Origin of the sequence: Sediminibacillus terrae (assembly GCF_009602435.1) — a bacterium.
In the GTDB taxonomy this organism is placed as follows: domain Bacteria; phylum Bacillota; class Bacilli; order Bacillales; family Amphibacillaceae; genus Sediminibacillus; species Sediminibacillus terrae.
In genome coordinates this window covers 101,792-124,815 of sequence record NZ_VZDQ01000026.1, presented here as the reverse complement: position 1 = coordinate 124,815, position 23,024 = coordinate 101,792, and the positions used below count along the sequence as shown (strand labels likewise).

Below are 23,024 nucleotides of genomic sequence, written 5' to 3'. Positions count from 1 at the left end.
AGTGTTTGTGAACAGGTGGAAGCAGCGGATTATGATGGAAGAAAACGGCATGACGCTTATTGAAGTAGTTGTTTCCATTGCAATATTATCAATCATCATTACGAGTTTTTTCGCTTTTTTTGCTCAGGCAGCCAAGACCAATAAAAATGCGGGCTCGATTGTTACTGCTACTTACGTGGCTGAAAGTTACATGGAAGAAGTTTATCAAATAAGTGTCGACTGTCCAGGTTACACTGAATGCAAAAATAAACTGGCCGACGAATATGGAGATGGAGCAGATAATCGGATCTTCACGGATACTTCGGATGGTTATCAGGTGAGGATAGAGCTGAAACCGTTGATTGAGGACAGTAATATCGGAAATGTGGTGGTCAAAGTCTATGAATCTGATATTTCCCAACTGGAAGCTCAAATGGAAACGACAATTGATTGGAAGGTGCAGCAAGATGACCAATAACAAAGGTTTTACGCTGGTAGAGTTACTGGCTGTACTGGCTTTGCTGGGTTTGATAATCACGCTTGCCGGCTCTGTTTCCTGGTTCGGGCAAAAACAATATACAAACCAGTTAGAGGAGACAAAACAGCAATCGGAAGTCAGGTTGGCCTTAAAGCAAATAACCAAGGACGTGCGTCAAGCCGATTCTTTAACGGTAACGAACAATCAACTGGAACTTGATGAGATTGTTTACCGGTTGGAAGACGGTCTGCTATTACGGGACGGGCGAATGGTTGCCGAAGGGATTGCGGATTTTCTAGTTAAGTCAACGGAACGAGGCACTGGTGTGAAGCTGAAAATAAAGGGTGCTAGTGACGCACATCAATTGTCCGAAGTATCAACCGTTCTGTATATCAGGGAGTAGGGATATTATGATACCGAGAAAAAAATGGAACGGAAAAGGTGAATGGAATAATCAGTCAGGGTCTGCTCTCATTTTCACGTTGATTGTACTCGTCATTCTTTCGGTGCTAGGGTTGAGCTTGCTCGGTGTGATAGTGAACCATACAAAGCTGAGCTCAAGTGAACGGAGCGATCAGTCAGCCTATTATATCGCTGAAGCAGGTGCTGCCTTGAAATATGCTGAAATCGAAACAGCGATCGAACGTTATTATGAGGAGGAAGAAGGGTCTGAAGCAGAAATAAAGGAACTGGTCCAAGCGGAACGGACATACAACAATTTTGAACAGGCGTACGGAAAACAGCCTGAAGCCATCGTGCAAATCGAGGTAGATTCGCCGGACGATGGACAAACCATCCAGTATAGACTTGTTTCCACTGGTACAATCGGCCAGCGTTCCAGAACGGTGGAACGCCCGTTCACCGTAAACTGGATTCCTAAAGACAGCGGAGGCGTCGATTTACCTGACGGGACAGCGGTATATACCAATACGAGTATCGATTTATCAGGTGGTGCGACAATCAAGGGAGGCATCAAAACGAATTCAGATCAGGATGGCTCCATCCGTCTTGATGGGGGAGCCACAGTGGAAGGAAACATCTATGTACCTTTTGGATTGGAAGACCGTGCACTTGATGCTCCGAAATGGATGCTTGATAACTTGCCAAGTCTTCAAGGACAAGCAAAAGGTTCGATGGAAATGCCTGAGTTTCCTGCATTTCCTGAATATCCGCAGGTAGATGACCGACGGTTGCAAGGTGGTGAAACAGGATACATCCAGGAAGGAAGGCTGAAAATCAGGGGCGGAGGAAATTATTCCCTGTCCTTGGAACGGAGCGCTTTTTTCAAAGAAATCAAAATCAGCAGTAACAATAAATTAACCATAGACTTGCATGGCAACAATCTTTCTATAGTCGTTGACCATTTAAATATAGAGAATGGCCACATTGAATTGAAGAACCCGGGTAAGCTGACGTTTTATGTTCGGGATAAAATCACGTTAGGTTCGGGGAGTACGTTGAATGGAGCAGGGGAGACAGGAATTGTCGGTGTATATTACAAAGGGTTGGATAAAGTGAGACTGGCCGGATCACAAGTGATAAAAGGCTCCCTTTTTGCGGAACGGGCTAATATCGAGTTAACGGGCGGCGGGGGCTTCACCGGACATATTTTCACTGGCGGCTCAAGTGTAAAAGTTGATGGTGGAGCAAGGAGTGCTTACCTTATATATGCTCCAAATGCAGACTTTCATTTTACAGGAGGCGGCCAATTGAAAGGGATGGTTGTTTCCGACTCGCTGACCGGAGATGGGGGCGGCAGGATTGAGTATGAAGAATTCAATCTCGATGAGCTTCCGTTTGTTTCTGGCCGGACGTTGGATATAGAGGAAATCATCACCAAAGAACCAATCAGGGAAACGGACGAACAGGAGGAAGAACATGGCAATTCGCAATAAAAAGAAGCTGGGCGACTTATTGAAAGAGGCGGGAGTATTAACGGAAACGGAAATCGTAGAAACACTCGACCAAAAAAAACAAGGTCAGAAACTCGGGGATGCCTTATTGGAACACGGTTATATTACCGAGCAGCAGTTGCTTGAAGTATTGGAGCTGCAGCTTGGTATCCAAAGTGTGTCGTTATATCGCTATCCCATTGATCAAAAACTTACCGAGCTCGTGCCAAAGGAAATGGCACAGCGCAACGTGTTGATGCCTTTGAATTTGAGAGAAAATACCATGACAGTTGCGATGAATGACCCGATCGACTACTTTTCAATCGATGATTTAGAGTTGTCGACCGGGTTCGATATCAAGCCGGTGATCGCTTCGAAGGATGATATTTTGCAGGCGATCAACAAGTATTACGATCTGGAGGATTTCACCCTGGAAGAAGATGAAGCGGACCTCGCTGATGACGCTCCTGCAGTCCGGTTAATGGATCAACTGCTTCAAACAGGGGTCCATTTAAAGGCGAGCGACATCCATATTGACCCGGCGGAAGACAGTCTATCGGTCCGGTATCGGGTCGACGGCGTATTGCATAAGGAAAGAACAATTCCGAAACGGTTGCAAAACTCGCTGACTGCCCGGGTGAAAATCATGGCTAACTTGAATATTACCGAGACGAGGCTTCCGCAGGATGGAAGAATCCGGGTTATTATCGACGAAAAGCCGATCGATTTACGGATTTCGATTTTGCCGACAGTTTTCGGAGAAAAAATCGTTATTCGGATCCTCGACCTTAACAATATTGTTAAAAAGCTAAATGATCTGGATTTCAGTGAAGAAAATCATCATGCTTATAACAAGCTTATTCAGCAGCCCTCCGGACTGATTCTATTGACAGGACCTACTGGGTCAGGAAAAACTTCTACTCTATATGCTTCAATCAATCAATTGAATCGGGAAGATGTCAATATCATCACAGTGGAAGATCCAGTGGAATATCAGTTGGAAGGAATCAACCAAGTGCAAGTGAATGCAAAAATCGGTCTCGACTTCGCCGCCGGACTCCGGTCGATACTACGACAGGATCCCAATATCATCATGGTAGGAGAAATCCGCGATACAGAAACTGCCGAAATAGCCGTCCGCTCATCCCTCACCGGACATATGGTGTTCAGCACCCTCCATACGAATAGTGCGATGGCTGCGATACCGAGACTGTTTGATATGAAAGTAGAACCATATTTGGTCGTATCGTCGCTATCCGGAATCATGGCACAGCGACTGGTAAAAAAACTGTGCAAGAACTGTAAAAGAAGCAGGGAATTGAATGAAATGGAAAAAGAAATTTTCCAAAGACATAACATTGCAATAGACAGGATTTATGAAGGAATAGGCTGTAACAGCTGTAGACAGACCGGATATAAAGGCAGGACAGCCATTCAGGAACTGCTCGTGATCGATGACGCTGTCCGGCAAATGATGATGGAAAACAGCACGATGTCCGAAATGAAAAAGTACTTGAAGCAGAGAGGCATGAAGTTTTTGATGGATGACGGTCTGGAAAAAGTGATGCAAGGAACCACCAGCCTGGAAGAAGTCTTACGTGTTGCAACTGAAGAGTAAGGGGGAATCAACATGAATCGATTGGATTCTTTATTGGAGGAAGCTTTTTCCCGAAATGCTTCTGATATTCATCTCACAGTAGGGACGCCGCCGGTTTTCCGTATCCATGGGGAGTTAAAGCCGTTCGGACAGGAAATGCTTACACCAGAGGATACGGAGAATATGGTCAAATCCGCGATAAATGACAAGTTATGGGATAGACTGCAGGAGAAGAGAGAAATAGATTTGTCTTATGGCCTACCTGGAATATCACGATTCAGGATGAACATTTTTCATCAACGGAATTGTCTTTCGCTTGCTATACGCGTCGTTCCCAAGGTCATTCCCACTCTGGAAGAGCTCCAACTGCCCGGGGTGATTAAAGAAATCGCTGCCAGCACCCAGGGACTGGTGCTGGTTACAGGGCCGACGGGAAGTGGCAAAAGCACGACACTTGCTGCCATGATTGATTATATGAACAAGACGATGCATAAACACATCATTACGTTGGAAGATCCGATTGAGTACTTACATTCCCACGGAAATTGCATTATTGACCAACGGGAAGTAGGATTCGACACGCAAAACTTCCAAAATGGTTTGCGTGCTTGCCTGCGGCAGGACCCAGACGTCATACTCGTCGGAGAAATGCGCGATTTGGAAACGATAGCGACCGCTATCACAGCCGCCGAGACCGGTCATCTTGTCCTCGGAACTTTGCATACGACCGATGCTTCCTCCACGATGGACAGAATCATCGACGTGTTTCCTTCCCATCAAAAGGGACAGATTCGTATACAACTGGCAAACGTACTGCAGGCGATCATTTCGCAGCGTTTGTTTCAGACCCCTGATAAGCAGGGGCGGAAAGCAGCAACAGAAATCTTGCGGAATACTGCAGCGATAAAGAATTTGATCCGAAACGAAAAGATGCACCAAATTCCGAATACCATGCAGGTGTCCCGCGAGCAAGGGATGCACACGATGACAATGGATATAAAAAAATTGCTGCGAACAAGAGAAATTTCCGAAGAACTCGCCCTTCCTTACCTCAAGGAAAGAGGGTGAGGCTGAATGGCGTATTACCGATACCGGGCGAGAAGCAAGGAAGGAAAGGCTAGGACGGGAAAAGTGAGTGCCGAATCGAAGCAGGAAGCACTGACTTACCTAAGGAGTCAGGGTGTGGTTGTTTATGATGTGGAAGAGCTCAACAGTTTCCTGTACAGAGATATTCATTTGGGACGACAGGTGAAAAACCGTGATTTCGTTTTGTTTTTGCGGCAATTCGCTACCTTGGTCGATGCAGGCATTTCACTGGTTGCTGCCACATCAATCCTGGCTGAACAGGCTGATAACAAATACCTGAAAGCAGCTCTGGAACACGTCAAACAAGATTTGGAGACAGGTGTCCCGTTAACTGATGCAATGGAGAAATATCCAAAAATATTTCCGGAATTATTGGTCAGTATGGTCCATGCAGGGGAAATCAGCGGCAGTCTGGACGACATTCTCGATAATATGGCGGCCTATTACGAGAAGCAATATAGGCTGAAACAGAAGATCGCTTCATCGCTTGCTTATCCATTGGCAGTAGGCGCGATTTCTATTTTGGTTTCCATTTTTCTGCTAGTTTTCATTGTTCCGATTTTTACGGAAATGTTTGCCTCTTTTGGAGAAGATATTCCTGCTTATACGGCAGCCGTATTAAAAATAAGTAGTTTGGCCCAAGGTTATTGGTGGGTAATAGTCATGTTGGCTGTTTTATTTTCCGTCCTCTACCCATACTTAAGCAAAAAGACTTATATCGCAGATCGGTTGGACCGTGCTAAACTAAAACTTCCGTTGTTCGGCAAGTTCTTACAAAAAGCTTTATTAGCCCGGATGACCCAGACGTTGAGCTCGCTTTTGGCCAGCTCGGTTCCGATTTTGCAGGCTATCAGTATTACTGAACGAGTAATCGGCAACAAGATGTTCAAGCAAGTGTTGAAAAGAAGTCGGGATGCTTTGGAAGAAGGGGAATCGTTTGCAGGCCCGATGAAAGAACACTGGGCTTTTCCGAAGCTGGTGACCCAAATGATCGCCGTCGGAGAAAGTTCAGGTTCTTTGGACAAAATGCTGAAAAAAGTCGCCGATTTTTACGAACAGGAGTTGGATGAGGCTTCTGATAAACTGAAATCGCTGATCGAACCGATCATGATCGTGTTTTTGGCTGTGATGGTCGGCGCCATCGTGTTGGCTATCATCATACCGATGTTTTCTATTTTTGAAAGTATTTAACAGAAAATATACGGATTCTAGTAAAAAGGTCCTGTTCAAAGCCGGTTTATATAGTATAATAGGGTTAGTTGAGAGAACAATGGGAGAACCGCCGGAAACCATGGTAGTCGCAGGCTTGTCGACAAAATACATAGTCAAGGAGGAATCATTGATGTTAAGAAGATTATGGAAGAAGTGCAAGGAAGAAAAAGGGTTTACGTTGGTCGAGTTGCTCGCAGTCATTGTTATTTTAGGAATCATTGCGGCCATCGCGGTGCCGGCTATCGGTGGAATAATCGGAAACACAGAGCATAAAGCGGATGAGGCAGAAATCGATATGATTATCGAGGCTGCCCGTATTGCTTATGCAGCCGAAGAATTCGAAACGGAAATTACAGTTGCTGATCTGGTAACCAAAAATTACCTGGAAGAGAAAGACGGTACGGAGCTCCCTACTGGTAAAGTTGTGTATAAGAGCAATCCAGGTGCAGATGAACAAAATTTCGAGTTTACACCAACCACCACTACTACGGAATAGAATGAAGAATACCGAGGGATCCCCGCTGAGGGATCTCTCTGCATATAGGAGAACATGATGACAATCTTTTACCTCTGTTATTTTTTCATCCTCGGATTGATTTTTGGCTCGTTTTTCAATGTTGTCGGCATGCGGGTCCCCAGGCAGCAGTTGTTCGCAAAGAATCGCTCCTATTGCCCGCATTGCGGTCATTTCTTAAAGTGGTATGAGCTGATTCCCGTCCTGTCCTATCTGTGGCAAAAGGGCCGCTGCCGTCATTGCCGCGGCTGCATTTCCCCGATATATCCTGTGACTGAGTCGGGAACCGGCCTGTTGTTTGCAGCATGCTTCTGGCATGTTGGATTTCAAGCAGAACTTTTAGTCGCCTTGCTATTAAGCTCGATGCTCGCCATCATACTGGTATCAGACTTGCGATATATGGAAATACCTGATCGTGTACTGTTATTTTTTTTGCCGCTTTTCTTAGCGGGAAGAATCATTAGTCCGCTTGATCCATGGTGGACAACAATCATTGGCGGTTTCACCGGGCTCGTGCTTCTCGCAGCCATCATCTTTGCCAGCCGTGGCGGAATGGGCGGCGGGGATATGAAACTATTCGGCGTATTGGGAATAGTACTGGGCTGGAAAAAAGTGTTGTTGGCATTTTTTATTTCGACGGTGTATGGAGCGGTGATCACGCTGATTTTACTTGCATTTAAACGGATAGAACGGGAAAAACCAGTTCCCTTCGGTCCTTTTATCGTACTCGGAAGCATTACGGTCTATTTCTTTGGTGATAAATTATTCAACTGGTACTTAACCTCATTTTTTTAAAGTAGGTGGATCATGTTTCAGAAAAATAAAAAGCAAGTCAATTTGATAATCAAAGATCGAGCGATTCGATACATGGTCACAAGTCAGCCGACGCTCACCGGGGTAGTCGATTATGGAGAGATACAGCTGGAAGCCGGAGTCATCATCGACGGGAAAATTTCTGAACCGGAAAGCTTTGCGTCTGTCTTGCGTATGCTTGTATCCAATAAAAAATGGAAAAATAACCGGCTGTCTTTTTGTGTACCTGATGCTTCAGTAACCATCCGCGAGCATTTGGTACCAAAACAACTGAAAAAAGCGGAAATAAAAAGCTTTATCAAAATGGAATTAGAAGAAAACATCCGTCTCCCTTTTTCCGACCCGGTTTTTGACTTTGTCATCATAGGTGAAGAAAATGACCAAGTGAAGATACTATTATTTGCTTATCCGAAAGAACGGATAAATGAATATTTGTATGCTTTCAAGCAATCTGGGCTGGTACCGGTGGTGGCGGATCTTTCCTCTTTATCGCTGTATCGTCTTTATAACGAGCTCGACTATGCAGAGGAAGGCGATCATTTGCTGCTGGCACAGTGGGGAAGGGATGCAGCAGTGCTGACGGCTTTCAACGAAAACAAGCCCGTTTTCACCCGTCAAATTAAATCTGTCCTATCGCAGGATTCGTGGGAGTTAAACGAGGAATCGGAAGAGATAATCTGGCATGGAAGCCAGACAGAAATCGCCGAATCGATTGACGAACAGCTGACAATGCTGGAAAGGTTTTTAGATTTTTATCAGTATTCTGTAATGGACGGAGAGAAACAAATCAATAAACTGCTGCTTTGCGGCGATTTTCCTTTTTTGGAGGAAGTCGAGACTAACCTGAAGGAAAATTATCGGATGCCTATCATCATCCTGGATGATTTGGAAAAGAACATGCAGATGCCGGGAAAATTTGCTGATGTATTGGGATTATCGATAAAAAAGTGATGGTAAATCAAGGTGGGGACTGCCGATGACAATCGAAATCAATTTTATTGCACAACAAAAGAAAAAAAGTTTTGTTTCTCTTATTGCTGTCGTGGTGCTTGTTTTTTTGTTTGCCTGTATCGGATTTCTTTATTGGCAGCATGCTTATTTAAATAGCCAGGTGGATGATATGCAAGTACAGTGGAAGAAAAACAATTCCTCACTCAGTGATCGGACGAGCAGTCACAATATTCAACGACAGCGGAAAGAACTGGCTGAACGGGTGGAAATAGTAGAGTCATCCTTGTTTTCACCAAGGGCGTTAATGGAGGAAATGAACGGCCTTTTACCGGAAAGTGGCTATTTGTCAAATTTTGTTTATGATTCGATGGAAGGTGTGAAACTGACCATGGAATCCGACTCGCTCTCAGGAGCTGCTGCTTTTTCAGAAGCACTGACTAATCAGCCGTATGTCGAGGAGGCAAGTTTGGTCGATGTTTATCCCCAGAAAACGAAAGATGGACAAATCTATCAATCTAGTTTCCGATTCCAAGTGGATACCGCGAGATTCAAGGAGGTGATCAGTGGTGGCGGATAATCACCGTTTCCTTCCAGTGACAATCCTTGCAGCCTTCATTGCCATCGGGAGTTTTTATGCTATTGGTTATCATTTTTATGTAGCTCCGGCAAAAGATAAAAAGAACGAGCTGGAGGAAGAAATACGAATACAGGATCAGGCTTTGCGAAGTCTTGAGTCTGGAGCAAGTGGAGCGAACCTTCCAGAAGGAGCGGGCGCGTTGCAATCGAAGCTTCCGATTGACAAGGAAATGGACCAAATCCTTGTCACCTTAGAAGCTATAGCTGAATCTACTGGAGTAACGCTCAAAGAGCTGGTCGAAATTCAAGAAAGTGAAGAGAGCGCAGAAGGACAGGGAGAATCAGAGGCGATGGCGGAGATTGATAGCTTTGCCTATGAATTGCAAGGCAAATCGGAACAATACGAGGAAGTCGACAACTTTCTTCAACTGTTGGAAAAAGAGAATCGCCTTTTGCGAGTCAATCATTTGGAAATGGCAGGGGAGGAGAATGGAGTTGCTTTCACTGTACATATACAAGGTTTTTATGCCCCGGACCTGGAAGCTCTGTTGGAGGAAAGCATAGGAGAAGCCGAACCAACAACAGAAGAGGAAATTTAAAAATAATGACGGAATTTAATCAAAATGAGGGGCATTTGTAGAAAAGAGGAGAGTTGTCTTAGACAATTCTCCTCTTACTTTTTACCTTTCATATGCTAGAGTTGAAAGAAATTCTAGTAGAGAAACGGGGAAATTGGAGTGGACAAACATAAACCGATCACTGTACGAATCAATGACAACAAAAGGAAGCATGTCAACGCCAAACACGATGAATACCCGGAAGAAAGCAAGAAGACCATCCGTGAACAAGCCGCTGCTTTGGAGAAAAATTTACATGGTTCTGCAAGTCCGCTTTTCGAGAGCCCGATAGAAGAAGGTGCAAGTGAGTGGTATCAGAAAAAGCCACCTGCAAAAAGAAAGCTGCCCGGCATTTATAAGGTGTTTCTTTTTGCGGCATTTTCTGCGTTGGCGATTGGCCTGACATTGGGCTTTATTATGCTTCGAATGTTTGCCGGTATCGATGAATCAAGTGATCCGGGAACATTGCCATCGTCCTACACAAGCCCTGCAAATGACGGCACAGAAAAAGATGGCACAGCTGAAAATGCCGGTGGCATGAAAGGAATGGAAGCCTTTGTCGTCCAGGGAGGGGTTTTTTCATCAAAAGAAAAAGCGGAGGCATGGCAGAAAAATTTCACGGAAGCAGATTTTCCTTCGATGGTATGGGAGCGTGAAGGACAGTACTATCTCTTTGCCGGAGTTGCCGACACTGAAGCCGCTGCCAAAAAAACAGCAGTAGAGATGACTGACAGTGAACTGGAAACCTATGTAAAACCTTGGCAGACAGCAGCCGTCAAAAGTGATTTCACAAAAGAGGAAGCAGAATGGCTGAAGCAGTTCCCGCAATTATGGCAAGACAGCGTGAGTGCTGGAGGAGAGATAAATGGCGAGGATTGGAACGATTGGTTGGGGTTGCTTCCGGAAGATGGTCCGGAATCGTTGCTGCAATTTCATGATAAGGCTAAAGAGCTGACAAACCAAGCCAAGGATTTGTCGATGAACGAGATACAGATTGAACTGCTTTCTCTGTGGAAAATGGCCGTCCAACTGTAATGGTTTACTTAACCCGGAAAGACGCTCGGAATCCCGGGAAACAATAGGGGGAATTCCTGTTTTTCCGTTGGTGGAGTTGTCCAAAATTGTTTTTTGTCTGCTTGAATGCAAGCTGTTTTCTCGGTTACAATAAACGTACTCAATACCTAACGGAAAGGACACTGAGAATTGAAGCTTATTTTAGCCTCCGGGTCACCGCGCAGAAAAAAACTACTGGAACAGGCGGGTTTGCAGTTTTTTGTAGAAGCACCCGATATAGACGAACGATCGGTTACCGCTGGTAATGCAAGAGAGCTGGTGGAAAAACTGGCCGTGATGAAAGGGGAAAAGCTGAATCCTGCCGGAGAAGAGGTGGTGCTCAGTGCCGACACGGTAGTCAGCTTGCATGGACGGATTCTCACCAAGCCAGATAGCCGGGAAAAAGCATTCTCCATGCTTTCAGATTTGAACGGAGAAACACACCAAGTACATACTGGAGTTTCTATTCGTTCGCAGGGTAAATCTATCGTTTTTTCTGTCGCAACCAAGGTCACCTTTTGGGAAATGACCGATGAAAAACTGGATGCTTATATCGACACCGGCGAACCTTTCGACAAGGCTGGTGGTTATGGCATCCAGGGAAAGGGCTCGTTATTGGTCCGGGAAATTCATGGTGATTATTTCAATGTGGTCGGCCTGCCGCTGTCTAAGGTGGTCCGCGAGCTTGAGCATTTTGGCATTGTCCCATCTTCCTCCGGGTAATTGAGGTTTATCTAAAAGGGGCTGATAAATGCTATGGTGCAAGCGGATGTTACGTTGAAACATGTTCCCAAGCAGGATAGACCAAGGGAACGACTGATTGAAAAAGGACCGGCGACATTATCGAACCAGGATTTACTTGCCATATTGCTTGGTACTGGTACGAAGGATGAATCGGTCACCACGCTTTCTCAACGTGTGTTTATGCATTTTGAGGGGCTTGATTTACTGAAGGACGCTACGATTGAAGAATTGACTGCAATCAGGGGAATCGGCACAGCCAAGGGAGTTTTGATTCTGGCTGCGATTGAATTCGGTAAACGCCTCCACCGTTTTCGACCGGACGAACGGTATGTCATCCGCAGTCCGGAAGACGGAGCAGATTATATTATGGAAGAAATGAGAAACCTCAATCAAGAACATTTTGTTGTAATTTTTTTAAACACCAAAAATCAAATCCTCCACAGACAGACGATCTTCATAGGCAGCTTGAATGCTTCGATCGTCCATCCGAGAGAAGTGTTTCGCGAAGCGGTAAAACGCTCTGCTGCTTCTATTATCTGTGCACATAACCACCCATCCGGCGATCCATCCCCTTCTCAGGAAGATATCCATGTTACCAAGCGTTTGTCCGAGTGTGGCAAGATGATCGGCATCGAACTTTTAGATCATATAGTGATCGGCGACCGTAAATTTGTCTCATTGAAAGAAAAAGGGTATCTGTAACACTATCTATTTTTAATTTTTTTTCGTATAATTATATAGGCGGATGATACAGTCAGCGCCATGCTCGGGATTCTTTCCAGGGTTTGGCGCTTCTTCTCATGCAGCTTTCTGCATTGAAGATGGATGGCAAGTGTCCGCCCGAACAGGAAATCCGTCATTGGAACTGCAATGGGATTAATTGCAAGTTATGTCGGTAATCGATATAGTAAAACATACAAAAGAATGTAATGACAAGATTATGAGATGTGTTGGAAAGGGAGATTTTTTTGGGAAGATTCAGTTTATCACAAGACTTAGGTATAGATTTAGGAACGGCGAACACGCTGGTATTCGTCAAAGGCAAGGGTGTTGTCGTAAGGGAGCCGTCTGTTGTAGCCAAAAACACAGCGACTGGTGAAATAGAAGCAGTTGGCAGTTCTGCACGAAATATGATCGGGAGGACGCCGGGTAACATTTCCGTCATACGTCCGATGAAAGACGGAGTTATTGCGGATTACGACACGACTGCTGTCATGATGAAATACTACATCAAAAAAGCGCAAAAAACCCGGTCTGCTTTTGCCCGCAAGCCGAATGTCATGGTTTGTGTGCCTTCAGGAATCACGATGGTCGAGGAAAGGGCGGTCATCGATGCTACGAAACAAGCAGGCGCCAAAGATGCATTTCCGATTGCAGAACCTTTTGCTGCTGCGATAGGTGCCGGCTTGCCTGTATGGGAGCCTACTGGAAGCATGATTGTCGACATCGGTGGAGGCACTACGGAAGTCGCTATCATTTCACTCGGCGGTATTGTGACCAGTCAATCTATCAGAACAGCAGGCGATGATATGGACGATGCAATCATTCAATATATTCGCAAGCAATACAATCTGATGATCGGTGAACGCTCGGCGGAATCCATCAAAATGGATATCGGATCCGCAGGTAGTCCGTCCGAAGTAGAAGAGATGGATATCCGTGGGAGGGACCTGTTGACAGGCCTGCCGAAAACCATCACCATCACATCGGATGAAATTTCTTCATCTCTGCAAGATACGGTATCTTCCATTGTCGAAGCAGTCAAAAATACGCTGGAAAAAACACCTCCAGAGCTTGCGGCAGACATTATGGACCGGGGAATTGTCCTGTCAGGAGGCGGCGCACTGCTTAAAGGGCTGGATGATGTCATCAGCGAGGAAACAAAAATGCCGGTATTTGTTGCGGAAGAACCGTTGGACAGTGTAGCTATTGGCACAGGGAAAGCATTGGAGTACATCCATCACTTTACCTCCCAACCTAACGTATCCAGTCGATCCTCGATGAAGTAAGTAGGTGTTAATTGATGTCTTTTTTTAGAAGAACACGTTTGTTCATCATTTTAATTGGTTTTATTGTACTGGTTGCCTTGATCGGATACTCTATGAGTGATCGGAGCAATCTTACAGTGGGTGAGGAGTTCTTGAAAGATACGGTCGGATGGCTTCAGGGAGTGGTCCACCGGCCGGCAGAGTTCACCAGCAATATTTTTTCCAATATTGATGAAATCAAACATACGTATGAAGAAAACCAACTATTGAAGGAGCGGCTGGCCGATCATAAGTCACTGCTCTATGAGATACAGGAACTGAAACAGGATAACGAAGAGTTACGGCAGATACTGGACAAAACCGAGTCCATTTCTGATTATGAACCGATTCAGGCCTCTGTAAGGAGCCAAAGTCCAGAACCTTTTTTCAAAGAAGTAACCATCAATAAAGGGGAACAGGATGGCGTCAAAAAGAATATGGCAGTTATTACAGGCCAAGGTATGGTCGGCAAAATTAAATCAGCTGCCGAATTTTCTTCCACTGTCCAATTGCTTAGAGGCTTTGACGGAACCAACAGGATTTCTGTAACAGTTTCCCAAGAGGACAAAGAGGACGAGTCTGGGTTTGTCATTGGTTACGATGAAGAAAAAGAAGCATTGATGTTAAAGCTCAATTCCTATGAATCTGAAGTCGAAGAAGGTGCCTTAGTCGTTTCATCCGGTATGGGCGGGGTATTCATCCGCGGTCTGGAAATCGGGACGGTTAAAGAAGTCACTCCGGACAAATACGGTCTTACCCAAATGGCTTATGTCACTCCTGCAGCCGATGTCGATAACATGGATCATGTGATCGTCGTCAATGCAGCTGAAGGGAATCAGCAGGAGGAGGAAGAATAATGGCGAAATTCTACCTTCCTCTTTTTCTTTTACTTCTGTTGGTACTCGAGGGCGTGGCGGTCGACTTTCTTCCGAACAGCCTGGTGACCGGCCGCTGGATGATCGCTGCACATTGGGTATTGTTGTATTTGGTGTTAATCAGTATTTTTTACGATCTGGAAAATACATACGTATCGGTGCTGTATGCCATTGTCTTCGGTTTGATGATTGATATCGTTTATACTAGCGTCTTAGGCGTTTACATGTTTATCTATCCTTTAGTCGTTTATGGAATCCATGGTCTGAAAAAATTGCTTCATACCAATTTTTTGGTGGCGGTGGTTCTTGCCGCCCTGGCAGTTGTTCTGGCAGATACTGGTGTCTATATAGTATACTCCTTTATTGGTTTGACCGAGCTGCCTTGGCAGGATTATTTCTATATTCGTCTGATTCCGACTCTTCTGGCCAATCTGTTGCTTTTAATCCTAATTTACCCATTGACAAAAGCGAAGTTGTCCAAATGGTCAACGGAGCGTTTCAACACTTCTGGGAAGTTTTGAGATTTAACGGAATGTTCTATCTCCTGAAAAAGATATAAATATAAAAGGTTTGAGGTGAATGATCGTGGCAGGCAGCAAGCAATTAATAACGATAAAAGGAACTCGGGATGGTCTTACCCTGTATATTGATGATTCATGCTCATTCAGTGAAATGCTAACCGAACTCGAAGCAACCCTGTCCACTAATCATGTGGCAGAAGATGAGCCGATGATCACTGTTACCATTCAGCTGGGGAACCGTTATTTACACGAAAATCAAGAAGAACAACTGCGCGAGTTGATCCGCAGTAAAAATAAATTGGTCGTTCAATCGATCGAATCAAATGTCATTCCGAAAAAACAGGCGCTGGATTGGCTCGAGGATAGTGAAGTCAAGGTGGTCAACAAGGTAGTCCGTTCTGGACAGGTAATCGAGGTCCAGGGGGATATGTTGCTGATCGGTGATGTGAATCCTGGCGGAAAAATCATGGCTAGCGGGAATATTTTCGTGATGGGGAATTTGCGGGGAGTCGCCCATGCAGGAGTTCCCAACAATCGGGAAGCGGTGATTGCCGCTGCATATATGAAGCCAACCCAGCTGCGGATAGCTGATTATATCAGTCGTTCCCCAGATTATGAAACAGAAGGCGTTTATATGGAATGCGGAATCATCGATCATGAGCAAGAAAAAATCATTATCGACCGTCTACAGATTTTGGCACGTAAACGACCTGATATAAACGGGTTTGAAAGGAGAATGATACATGGGTGAAGCAATCGTAATTACTTCAGGTAAGGGCGGCGTCGGCAAAACCACCACAACTGCCAATATAGGTACTGCGCTCGCGTTGATGGAGAAAAAAGTTTGTCTGATTGATACAGACATCGGGCTCCGTAATTTAGATGTTGTCATGGGGCTTGAAAACCGGATAATTTATGATATCGTCGATGTTATCCAGAAGCGCTGTAAATTGAAACAGGCATTGATCAAAGATAAACGATTTGATTGTTTGTATCTGCTTCCTGCAGCCCAGACGAGTGATAAATCGGATCTTACTCCCGAGGGGATGGAAGCGATTGTTGCTGAATTGAAACAAGAATATGATTATATTTTAATAGATTGTCCAGCTGGCATTGAACAGGGTTATAAAAATGCGGTTGCCGGTGCCGATAAAGCAATTGTCGTCACGACACCGGAAAAATCAAGCGTGCGGGATGCAGACCGGATCATCGGTTTGTTGGAAAAAGAAGAAAAAGTGGAACCGCCCCATTTGATTGTTAACCGTATCCGGAATCATATGGTTAAAAATGGCGATATGCTGGATGTGGATGAAATCGTTCAAATTTTGTCGATTGAATTACTGGGGATAGTTGCGGATGATGATGAAGTGATCAAAGCTTCCAATCATGGTGAACCCGTTGCTTTTCACCCGAATACAAAAGCCTCCCTGGCTTATCGAAACATCGCCCGCCGGATTCTTGGCGAAACGGTACCTCTATTGTCACTGGAAGAAGAAAAAGGCATGTTCGCCAAAATGAAAAAATTCTTGGGAATGCGCTCCTGAAGCTGATATGTTTGTTACCAATCTCTCAACCTGCCGATGACAGGTTGAGAGATTTTTTGTGGGGTAATGCCATTATTGGCAGGAATACACTCGGTTCTAATCTTGAGACGTCGGCTGGCTGTACCGAGAGCCCACTATGTTTTCCGCAACCGGTGAACAGCCTTCGAAGCCGTACTTGTCACGAAAAAGCAAATCCCCCTGTTCCGTAAAGCTTGGGCGTGTCGGTTCCGCGGGGGAACTTTATCATCATTTCCTTGCCATGAACTTTTAAACGGATGGAATAGACGAAGTTTAAAGGGAAGGGTTTGGAGGACAGGTATATCTTTTTTTATTGCTTCATAGACTTGTACAAATCCCGCAAAGGAAAGTGAAGCAAATGAAAAAAGATGTCAGACAAATCAGGAAAAACATTGCGAAAAGAAAAAGAGAACATCCGTTAAATCAATCACTTCCGGATAAACAAGCAGTGACTCCTTTCCCGCAAGAAGAAGAAAAACACGGTTATCTTCCTTTCACCCCTAGTCAAGGGACAAGCCCGGGCACACGTAAAGAAAGTTTTGCTGCCAGCTTAATGTTGAAAGGCATATTAGCGGGCGTCCTGTTTTTTGGTGTCTCGATGATACATCAGCTGGAAGCCAGTTGGAGTGAACGTCCCAAACAATGGACGACCGAGGCCTTCACTGAAGAATTCCCATTCGCTTCTGTGAACGCATGGTATCAAAGTAAGTTTGGCAACCCTTTGGCCATGGTGCCGGATCAAGAAGAGACGGAAGAACTTCCGGCTGTGCTTCCAGTTAACGGGACAGTGAGCCAGTCCTTTCAATCAACTGGGGAAGCTATCCGTATAGCTGCCGACGAGAAGTCCGAAGTAGTCGCAGTGAAAGACGGAACAGTGATTTTCGCTGGCAATAAACCGGATACCGGGAAAACAGTCATCGTACAGCATGCCGACCGGAGTAAGAGCATTTATGGATACTTGACCAATATCGATGTTTATCAATATCAGTTCATTGGGGATAATCACGTTATCGGGCAGTTTGATCCAGTAAAAGGAGAGAAACAAGACATTTACTTTGCGATACAAAAAAACAACCAATTTCTCGACCCTGTACAGGTGATGCAAGTTGACGAGCAGTCATAACATGGTTCCACAACTGCATATTCATCCGATATTATGGTTGTTCGCACTTACTGCAGTCCTGACTGGTACCCTTGCAGAATTTCTGGTTATTTTTTTTATTGTTGTCATACATGAACTTGGTCATTACCTGGCAGCGAAGTGGTATGGCTGGCGGATAAGAAAAATCAATCTATGGGTTTTCGGCGGAGTGATGGAAACGGAAGAACATAGCAGCAAACCAATCAGGGAGGAAGCTTGGATTATTGCTGCAGGACCACTGCAGCACCTGTGGATTTATGGTGTGTTGTTTTTATGCAAAGAAAGTTCCGCAATGCCCGCTTCCCTCGTCGAAATCGGCTTTCTATACAACACAACCATCTTATTGTTTAACCTGCTGCCGATTTGGCCACTTGACGGGGGGAAAATGGTATTTTTGTTATTATCCTATATTTTTCCTTTCAGGTTGGCCCACACCCTGACAATTGTCAGTTCAATCGCCTTCTCCTTGGCTGCTGTTGTCTCGTTGCTCCTTTTTTTTCCTTTTACATTGAGCGCTGTCATGTTGACCGGTTTTATATTATGGGAAAATCGATTAGAATGGAAGCAGCGTTATTATATTTTTCTACGGTTTTTGTTGAAACGTTATTTGACGCCAATTACGGAAAAATCGAAAATACGGCCGGTTATTGTTAATCCCAATACAAGGCTGCTTCACGTGTTTTTCCGGTTTAAGCGCGGACAGACACATCACATTTATGTGAAACCGTCCAAAAGGCAATCCGATTGGCTGGAAGAACATACTTGCCTTGACGCCTATTTCAAGATGAAGCAGCACCAGATAAGTGCAGGTGAATTACTTAGCCGTTCCAAGTGAGGATGATCAAACTTGCTGACAATTTATTTATTGACACAAGCAACAGAAAAAATCGGAATAATCGAATCGGATGGAGTAATCAAAGAGTTTGTCGTCGATCGTCCTGGTTGGGAGGACCAAGTAGGAAATATCTATCAGGCCCAGGTTGCCAATATGGAAAAGGGACTGCAGGCAGCCTTCATCGAAATTGGAACTGGTAAGCCCGGGTTTTTACCTAAAAAGGAATTGCCGGAACTGAGAAAAAATCCCACACGTAAACTGGAAAATGTAATCACTGAAGGGAAACGTTTGTTCGTGCAAGTTCAAAAGGCGGCATACGGGGATAAAGGAGCAAAGCTCACAGCCAATCCCACCCTGCCAGGAATTTCGATTATATATATGCCCTTTGGAGGTTATGTGGCTGTTTCGAAAAAAATTGATGAACCGCAACGGAGCGAGTGGAGGGAAAGGTTGGGATCTCTCCTGGGCCCGGAAGAGGGGGTCATCGTCCGGACCAGCTCTGCCAATACCGACTTCGCAATGGTCGTGGAAGAATTGAACAGACTGCGCCAGCAGTGGGATGAGATTACAAGGAAAGCCGCTTCTGCCAAAACTCCTTCCTGTATATATGAGGACCGGTTAATTCCCGAGCGGTTGCTTCGACGTTTTGCACCGGATAAGGTGGATAGAGTGATAATCGACAGCGCGGATTTGGCTCGGAGAATCAGACGGACCTTTCCTGCTTTGGCAGAAAAGACAGAGTGGAAGAATGACATGACAAACCACCTTCCCTTTTCTGTGAACCAGCTTGTGGAAAAAGCAACCCGGAGACGTGTGAAGCTGCACAAAGGGGTAGAGCTATACATAGACCAAACGGAAGCAATGACCGTAATCGATGTCAATTCTGGTTCTTTTACAGGAAGGAACAGTAAACAACATACCGCGGAGAAAACGAACCGTATCGCAGCAGAAGAGGTTGCAAGACAATTGCGGTTGCGAAATATTGCTGGTATTATCGTGGTGGACTTCATCAACATGGATAGAGACGAAGCCCGGTCCAACCTGCTCCGTCATTTTCGACAGCATTTAGCCGATGATCCGACAAGGACAGAGATATATGGGTTCACGAATCTCGGTCTCCTGGAGATGACCAGAAAAAGAGAATCGTATTCTCTGTCGCATTTGCTTCAGGACAACAATAATAGCGGATCGTCGCTTTCTGCTTCAACGCTTGTCTACATGCTTGAAAGAGATTTGTATGATGCATCTTACAGCGGGAATGAGGCAGTAGTTGTGGTGGCAAGTCACGAATTCATAAAGTTACTTTCACAGTTGCTTTCCCTTCCAGAGCTCGCGGTTAAATTGGGCATTTCGTTATACACGATTACCGACGACTGTCTGAGAGCAGGTTATCAGCTCGGTTTTACAGGAAGCCAGAAGCAGGTGGAAGTGTACCTCGATAGCAAACCGGCAGAAAGTGTTGACAAACTTTTTTAAACTATGGTAACATCAGTATGTTATTCATCGTAGCACCCGCTGCTACAACCGCTCAGAACAGGTCGATAAGTCAACCTCGTTGACACCTGAATGGCGAGTCTTAGTCTAACGAGGAGGTGCAGAAGTATGTACGCAATTATTGAAACTGGTGGTAAACAAGTGAAAGTAGAAGAGGGCCAAGCTATCTACGTAGAAAAAGTAGAGGGTGAAGACGGCGCTACTGTCACTTTTGATAAAGTACTTGTTGTCGGTGGAGATGACGTGAAAGTCGGTGCTCCATATGTTGATGGCGCTACTGTCACTGCTAAGGTCGAAAAGCAAGGCCGCGGCAAAAAAGTAACTGTCTTCAAATACAAGCCGAAAAAGAACTACCATCGTAAACAAGGTCACCGTCAGCCTTACACCAAACTGACCATTGATAAAATCAATGCATAAGGTTTGATAGCATGATTCAGGTGGCTGTGTATCGTAAACAAGGCAATATCCATGCGTTTGAATTAAGTGGTCATGCTGATAGTGTATCAGAAGGCTATGACTTGGTCTGCGCTGGTGTTTCAGCAGTTTCTTTCGGATCCGTGAACGCCGTTATCCGTCTTTGTGAAATCGAACCGATTATTGAACAGGCTGGCGAAGAAGGCGGTTATTTACGGATGGAACTGCCTGAAAACTTAACAGATGAAACAAAAGCGAAAGCATATTTACTGCTTGAGGGTATGATGGTATCCTTGGAGACCATAGCAAGAGACTATGGGAAGTATATTACCATCTCTGAAAAATAAGGAGGTGCAAACCAAATGCTACGTCTTAATCTACAATTTTTCTCCCAGAAAAAAGGTCAAGGTAGTACGAAAAACGGACGTGATTCCGAATCGAAGCGTCTTGGTGCGAAGCGTGCAGACGGACAATTCGTAACAGGCGGATCTATTCTTTACCGTCAACGCGGTACAAAAATCTATCCAGGTGCTAACGTTGGACGCGGCGGAGACGACACGTTGTTCGCTAAAGCCGACGGCATCGTTAAGTTTGAACGTGTGGGACGCGATCGCAAAAAAGTGAGCGTGTATCCGGAAGTACAAGAAGCTTAATGAAAAAAAGACCCTAACCAGTAGAGGCTAGGGTCTTTTTTTATGCCTGTACATAAATAGAAATTAGCCCTGTTTTCGTTCTCCGGCTTTTTTGCTATAATTTTGATAACTGAGTGGGGGGCGGATAACAAGATGGAACCCGAAAAGGTTGTAGATCTATTAAGTCATTATCGTCATGATTGGATGAATGCGATGCAGTTGATTAGCGGTTATGCTTCAATGGGAAAACTGGATAAAGTGAAGGAAAAAATCCATCAAATCGGTGCTGAAATGGAGAAAGAACGGCGAATTTCAAATGCATGCCTGCCACAAACCGCACTATGGGCGATAAGTTTTAATTGGCATCACAGCAATTTGCGGCTTGATTACGACATTTCACTGGAATCAAACGGGTATTCTATATATGATGAAGAGATAGTGTCCCGGCTGAATAGGCTGATAGAAGTGATCAGCCAGCATGCAAACGAAATGGAAATGTACGAGGGGTATCTTACTCTCCATTCCGACCAATCGGATCAATTAGTCGTATTATTGGAGTTTTCCGGGGTGTACCAAGAACCTGGAAAGATGGGCAAAGAACTTTCTGAACTTGACGAACGATTTCTCGTTACGGTTTCAGAATCAGAAAAAAATCGATGTACAGTCAAATGGGTGTGCAGCTGAAGAGGTGATCAACTATGTTTGTCGATCAAGTGAAAGTGTATGTGAAAGCAGGGGATGGCGGAAATGGCCTGGTTGCTTTTAGGAGAGAGAAATACGTACCGATGGGCGGTCCTGCCGGGGGAGACGGCGGGAACGGCGGTGATATCGTGTTTGAAGTGGACGAAGGTTTGAATACATTGATGGATTTCCGTTACCAAAAACATTTTAAAGCAAAACGCGGAGAAAACGGCATGAGCAAGGGACAGCACGGAAAGAATTCCGATCCCCTCGTATTGGCTGTTCCTCCAGGAACAACTGTGAGAGATGATGATACAGGACAAGTCATTGCAGATCTTGTAGAACATAAACAACGAGCGGTGATTGCCCAGGGCGGTCGCGGAGGACGGGGAAATATCCGGTTTGCGACCGCGAGGAATCCGGCGCCGGAACTGGCCGAAAATGGGGAGCCTGGACGGGAGCGTTATATCCAAATTGAATTGAAGTTGATCGCTGATGTCGGATTGGTCGGCTTTCCAAGTGTCGGGAAATCCACCTTGTTATCGGTTGTCAGTGCAGCAAAACCGAAAATCGCTGATTATCATTTCACGACTTTATCCCCTAATCTAGGGGTAGTGGAAACGACGGATCATCGCAGTTTTGTCATGGCGGACCTGCCTGGTTTGATAGAAGGTGCCCATGAAGGCGTCGGATTAGGGCATCAGTTTCTGCGTCACGTGGAGCGGACCCGGGTGATTGTACATGTGATCGACATGGCAGCCAGTGAGGGGCGTGATCCATACGAGGATTATGTAGCCATAAACAAAGAATTGAAGGAGTACGACATGGCTCTGGAAAATCGGCCGCAAATAATTGTCGCCAATAAAATGGATATGCCAGGTGCTGAGGAGAATCTAAAGGAATTCCATGCGAAAATGACGGACGACCATCCTGTCTATCCAATTTCTACGGTGACAAGAGAAGGGGTACGCGAGCTGTTGTTTGCCGTCGCAGATTTACTCGATACGATACCGAAAGAGAGTGCGCCGATCGAAGAGAAGGAAGAGCGTGTTGTCTACAAGTATGAGCCGGAGCAGGAAGGTTTCCAAATAACCCGTGATCCGGACGGTGCTTTTGTCCTTTCAGGGGAGCGTATCGAAAAACTGTTCCGAATGACGGACTTCAACCGTGATGAGTCTGTTAGAAGATTCTCCCGGCAAATGCGGGGGATGGGAATAGACGAAGCCCTCCGCAAGCAGGGAGCCGAAGACGGGGATACAGTACGGCTGCTGGATTATGAATTTGAGTTCATTGAATAAATATGGACAGGCGGAGCCAGGCAAATACAAAG

Annotated in this window: 27 protein-coding genes and 1 other annotated feature; all 27 genes read left to right on the top strand. The window is 45.2% G+C overall.

The window, feature by feature from the left end; all coding sequences use genetic code 11:
- Nucleotides 1–7: 7 nt before the first annotated feature.
- The 27 genes from F6X55_RS15905 (at nt 8) to obgE (ending at nt 22,992) form a co-directional block, all read left to right on the top strand.
- Nucleotides 8–457 carry a type IV pilus modification PilV family protein gene (locus F6X55_RS15905; protein WP_026771106.1) on the top strand — a complete coding sequence of 150 codons (450 nt, stop codon included), beginning with the start codon at nt 8–10 and terminating at the stop codon, nt 455–457.
- A complete protein-coding gene (locus F6X55_RS15900) occupies nt 447–860 on the top strand; it encodes a prepilin-type N-terminal cleavage/methylation domain-containing protein (protein ID WP_161993100.1) in 414 nt (137 codons plus the stop codon). The genes F6X55_RS15905 and F6X55_RS15900 overlap by 11 nt, the downstream gene beginning before the upstream one ends.
- Before the next feature lie 7 nt (nt 861–867).
- The gene (locus tag F6X55_RS15895) at nt 868–2,352 is read left to right on the top strand and encodes a pilus assembly PilX N-terminal domain-containing protein (protein ID WP_153464688.1); all 1,485 of its coding nucleotides are present in this window, start codon (nt 868–870) and stop codon (nt 2,350–2,352) included.
- Complete coding sequence (locus F6X55_RS15890) at nt 2,336–3,967, top strand: GspE/PulE family protein (RefSeq protein WP_153464686.1); 1,632 nt, start codon at nt 2,336–2,338, stop codon at nt 3,965–3,967. The genes F6X55_RS15895 and F6X55_RS15890 overlap by 17 nt, the downstream gene beginning before the upstream one ends.
- 12 nt (nt 3,968–3,979) lie before the next feature.
- Entirely contained in the window at nt 3,980–5,014 is a 1,035-nt protein-coding gene (locus F6X55_RS15885; protein WP_026569802.1) for a type IV pilus twitching motility protein PilT, read from the top strand.
- Between the two features lie 6 nt (nt 5,015–5,020).
- A complete protein-coding gene (locus F6X55_RS15880; protein WP_153464684.1) occupies nt 5,021–6,223 on the top strand; it encodes a type II secretion system F family protein in 1,203 nt (400 codons plus the stop codon).
- 151 nt (nt 6,224–6,374) lie between these two features.
- Nucleotides 6,375–6,740 (top strand): prepilin-type N-terminal cleavage/methylation domain-containing protein, encoded by a 366-nt coding sequence (locus tag F6X55_RS15875; RefSeq protein ID WP_153464682.1) that lies wholly within the window; start codon nt 6,375–6,377, stop codon nt 6,738–6,740.
- Nucleotides 6,741–6,797: 57 nt separating this feature from the next.
- Nucleotides 6,798–7,553: a prepilin peptidase gene (locus F6X55_RS15870; RefSeq protein WP_153464680.1), complete on the top strand. Its 756-nt coding sequence runs from the start codon at nt 6,798–6,800 to the stop codon at nt 7,551–7,553.
- Nucleotides 7,554–7,565: 12 nt separating this feature from the next.
- Nucleotides 7,566–8,522, top strand: coding sequence for a type IV pilus biogenesis protein PilM (pilM, locus tag F6X55_RS15865; RefSeq protein WP_026569805.1), 957 nt, complete (start codon nt 7,566–7,568; stop codon nt 8,520–8,522).
- 25 nt (nt 8,523–8,547) lie between these two features.
- Nucleotides 8,548–9,099 carry a PilN domain-containing protein gene (locus tag F6X55_RS15860; protein ID WP_153464677.1) on the top strand — a complete coding sequence of 184 codons (552 nt, stop codon included), beginning with the start codon at nt 8,548–8,550 and terminating at the stop codon, nt 9,097–9,099.
- Nucleotides 9,089–9,697 (top strand): hypothetical protein, encoded by a 609-nt coding sequence (locus F6X55_RS15855; RefSeq protein ID WP_035426671.1) that lies wholly within the window; start codon nt 9,089–9,091, stop codon nt 9,695–9,697. Before F6X55_RS15860 ends, F6X55_RS15855 begins: the two co-directional genes overlap by 11 nt.
- A gap of 138 nt (nt 9,698–9,835) precedes the next feature.
- Nucleotides 9,836–10,750 (top strand): hypothetical protein, encoded by a 915-nt coding sequence (locus F6X55_RS15850; RefSeq protein ID WP_153464675.1) that lies wholly within the window; start codon nt 9,836–9,838, stop codon nt 10,748–10,750.
- Between the two features lie 168 nt (nt 10,751–10,918).
- A complete protein-coding gene (locus F6X55_RS15845) occupies nt 10,919–11,491 on the top strand; it encodes a Maf family protein (protein ID WP_153464674.1) in 573 nt (190 codons plus the stop codon).
- A 33-nt stretch (nt 11,492–11,524) separates the two neighbouring features.
- Entirely contained in the window at nt 11,525–12,214 is a 690-nt protein-coding gene (gene radC / locus F6X55_RS15840; protein ID WP_026569810.1) for a RadC family protein, read from the top strand.
- Between the two features lie 266 nt (nt 12,215–12,480).
- Nucleotides 12,481–13,521: a rod shape-determining protein gene (locus F6X55_RS15835; protein WP_026569811.1), complete on the top strand. Its 1,041-nt coding sequence runs from the start codon at nt 12,481–12,483 to the stop codon at nt 13,519–13,521.
- 14 nt (nt 13,522–13,535) lie between these two features.
- On the top strand, nt 13,536–14,396 hold the full coding sequence (mreC, locus tag F6X55_RS15830; RefSeq protein WP_026569812.1) for a rod shape-determining protein MreC: 861 nt from the start codon (nt 13,536–13,538) through the stop codon (nt 14,394–14,396).
- Nucleotides 14,396–14,935, top strand: a complete 540-nt coding sequence (gene mreD, locus F6X55_RS15825) for a rod shape-determining protein MreD (RefSeq protein WP_051390397.1) — start codon at nt 14,396–14,398, stop codon at nt 14,933–14,935. The genes mreC and mreD overlap by 1 nt, the downstream gene beginning before the upstream one ends.
- 64 nt (nt 14,936–14,999) lie before the next feature.
- Nucleotides 15,000–15,686, top strand: a complete 687-nt coding sequence (gene minC, locus F6X55_RS15820) for a septum site-determining protein MinC (RefSeq protein ID WP_152525502.1) — start codon at nt 15,000–15,002, stop codon at nt 15,684–15,686.
- Entirely contained in the window at nt 15,679–16,479 is an 801-nt protein-coding gene (gene minD / locus F6X55_RS15815) for a septum site-determining protein MinD (RefSeq protein ID WP_026569815.1), read from the top strand. Before minC ends, minD begins: the two co-directional genes overlap by 8 nt.
- A 376-nt stretch (nt 16,480–16,855) precedes the next feature.
- Nucleotides 16,856–17,620, top strand: coding sequence for a M23 family metallopeptidase (locus tag F6X55_RS15810; RefSeq protein WP_026771116.1), 765 nt, complete (start codon nt 16,856–16,858; stop codon nt 17,618–17,620).
- Entirely contained in the window at nt 17,604–18,473 is an 870-nt protein-coding gene (locus tag F6X55_RS15805; protein ID WP_237648693.1) for a M50 family metallopeptidase, read from the top strand. The genes F6X55_RS15810 and F6X55_RS15805 overlap by 17 nt, the downstream gene beginning before the upstream one ends.
- A gap of 12 nt (nt 18,474–18,485) precedes the next feature.
- Nucleotides 18,486–19,949, top strand: coding sequence for an Rne/Rng family ribonuclease (locus F6X55_RS15800; RefSeq protein WP_153464669.1), 1,464 nt, complete (start codon nt 18,486–18,488; stop codon nt 19,947–19,949).
- 36 nt (nt 19,950–19,985) lie between these two features.
- Nucleotides 19,986–20,060: a sequence feature (ribosomal protein L21 leader region), on the top strand.
- A 15-nt stretch (nt 20,061–20,075) separates the two neighbouring features.
- The gene (rplU, locus tag F6X55_RS15795) at nt 20,076–20,384 is read left to right on the top strand and encodes a 50S ribosomal protein L21 (protein WP_026569819.1); all 309 of its coding nucleotides are present in this window, start codon (nt 20,076–20,078) and stop codon (nt 20,382–20,384) included.
- An 11-nt stretch (nt 20,385–20,395) separates the two neighbouring features.
- A complete protein-coding gene (locus tag F6X55_RS15790) occupies nt 20,396–20,728 on the top strand; it encodes a ribosomal-processing cysteine protease Prp (RefSeq protein ID WP_026569820.1) in 333 nt (110 codons plus the stop codon).
- 15 nt (nt 20,729–20,743) lie between these two features.
- Nucleotides 20,744–21,034: a 50S ribosomal protein L27 gene (rpmA, locus tag F6X55_RS15785; RefSeq protein ID WP_026569821.1), complete on the top strand. Its 291-nt coding sequence runs from the start codon at nt 20,744–20,746 to the stop codon at nt 21,032–21,034.
- Between the two features lie 132 nt (nt 21,035–21,166).
- On the top strand, nt 21,167–21,697 hold the full coding sequence (locus F6X55_RS15780; protein ID WP_153464667.1) for a Spo0B domain-containing protein: 531 nt from the start codon (nt 21,167–21,169) through the stop codon (nt 21,695–21,697).
- A 14-nt stretch (nt 21,698–21,711) separates the two neighbouring features.
- Nucleotides 21,712–22,992, top strand: coding sequence for a GTPase ObgE (gene obgE / locus F6X55_RS15775; RefSeq protein WP_153464665.1), 1,281 nt, complete (start codon nt 21,712–21,714; stop codon nt 22,990–22,992).
- Nucleotides 22,993–23,024 lie beyond the last annotated feature (32 nt).

What these genes read in the sequence shown, in the direction of transcription:
- F6X55_RS15900 (WP_161993100.1), top strand. Translation starts at nt 447, where the DNA reads ATGACCAATAACAAAGGTTTTACGCTGGTAGAGTTACTGGCTGTACTG.
- F6X55_RS15790 (WP_026569820.1), top strand. Translation starts at nt 20,396, where the DNA reads ATGATTCAGGTGGCTGTGTATCGTAAACAAGGCAATATCCATGCGTTT.
- F6X55_RS15870 (WP_153464680.1), top strand. Translation starts at nt 6,798, where the DNA reads ATGACAATCTTTTACCTCTGTTATTTTTTCATCCTCGGATTGATTTTT.
- F6X55_RS15810 (WP_026771116.1), top strand. Translation starts at nt 16,856, where the DNA reads ATGAAAAAAGATGTCAGACAAATCAGGAAAAACATTGCGAAAAGAAAA.
- F6X55_RS15885 (WP_026569802.1), top strand. Translation starts at nt 3,980, where the DNA reads ATGAATCGATTGGATTCTTTATTGGAGGAAGCTTTTTCCCGAAATGCT.
- rplU (WP_026569819.1), top strand. Translation starts at nt 20,076, where the DNA reads ATGTACGCAATTATTGAAACTGGTGGTAAACAAGTGAAAGTAGAAGAG.
- radC (WP_026569810.1), top strand. Translation starts at nt 11,525, where the DNA reads ATGGTGCAAGCGGATGTTACGTTGAAACATGTTCCCAAGCAGGATAGA.
- pilM (WP_026569805.1), top strand. Translation starts at nt 7,566, where the DNA reads ATGTTTCAGAAAAATAAAAAGCAAGTCAATTTGATAATCAAAGATCGA.
- obgE (WP_153464665.1), top strand. Translation starts at nt 21,712, where the DNA reads ATGTTTGTCGATCAAGTGAAAGTGTATGTGAAAGCAGGGGATGGCGGA.
- F6X55_RS15860 (WP_153464677.1), top strand. Translation starts at nt 8,548, where the DNA reads ATGACAATCGAAATCAATTTTATTGCACAACAAAAGAAAAAAAGTTTT.
- mreC (WP_026569812.1), top strand. Translation starts at nt 13,536, where the DNA reads ATGTCTTTTTTTAGAAGAACACGTTTGTTCATCATTTTAATTGGTTTT.
- F6X55_RS15890 (WP_153464686.1), top strand. Translation starts at nt 2,336, where the DNA reads ATGGCAATTCGCAATAAAAAGAAGCTGGGCGACTTATTGAAAGAGGCG.
- F6X55_RS15880 (WP_153464684.1), top strand. Translation starts at nt 5,021, where the DNA reads ATGGCGTATTACCGATACCGGGCGAGAAGCAAGGAAGGAAAGGCTAGG.
- F6X55_RS15875 (WP_153464682.1), top strand. Translation starts at nt 6,375, where the DNA reads ATGTTAAGAAGATTATGGAAGAAGTGCAAGGAAGAAAAAGGGTTTACG.
- F6X55_RS15895 (WP_153464688.1), top strand. Translation starts at nt 868, where the DNA reads ATGATACCGAGAAAAAAATGGAACGGAAAAGGTGAATGGAATAATCAG.
- F6X55_RS15780 (WP_153464667.1), top strand. Translation starts at nt 21,167, where the DNA reads ATGGAACCCGAAAAGGTTGTAGATCTATTAAGTCATTATCGTCATGAT.
- minD (WP_026569815.1), top strand. Translation starts at nt 15,679, where the DNA reads ATGGGTGAAGCAATCGTAATTACTTCAGGTAAGGGCGGCGTCGGCAAA.
- rpmA (WP_026569821.1), top strand. Translation starts at nt 20,744, where the DNA reads ATGCTACGTCTTAATCTACAATTTTTCTCCCAGAAAAAAGGTCAAGGT.
- mreD (WP_051390397.1), top strand. Translation starts at nt 14,396, where the DNA reads ATGGCGAAATTCTACCTTCCTCTTTTTCTTTTACTTCTGTTGGTACTC.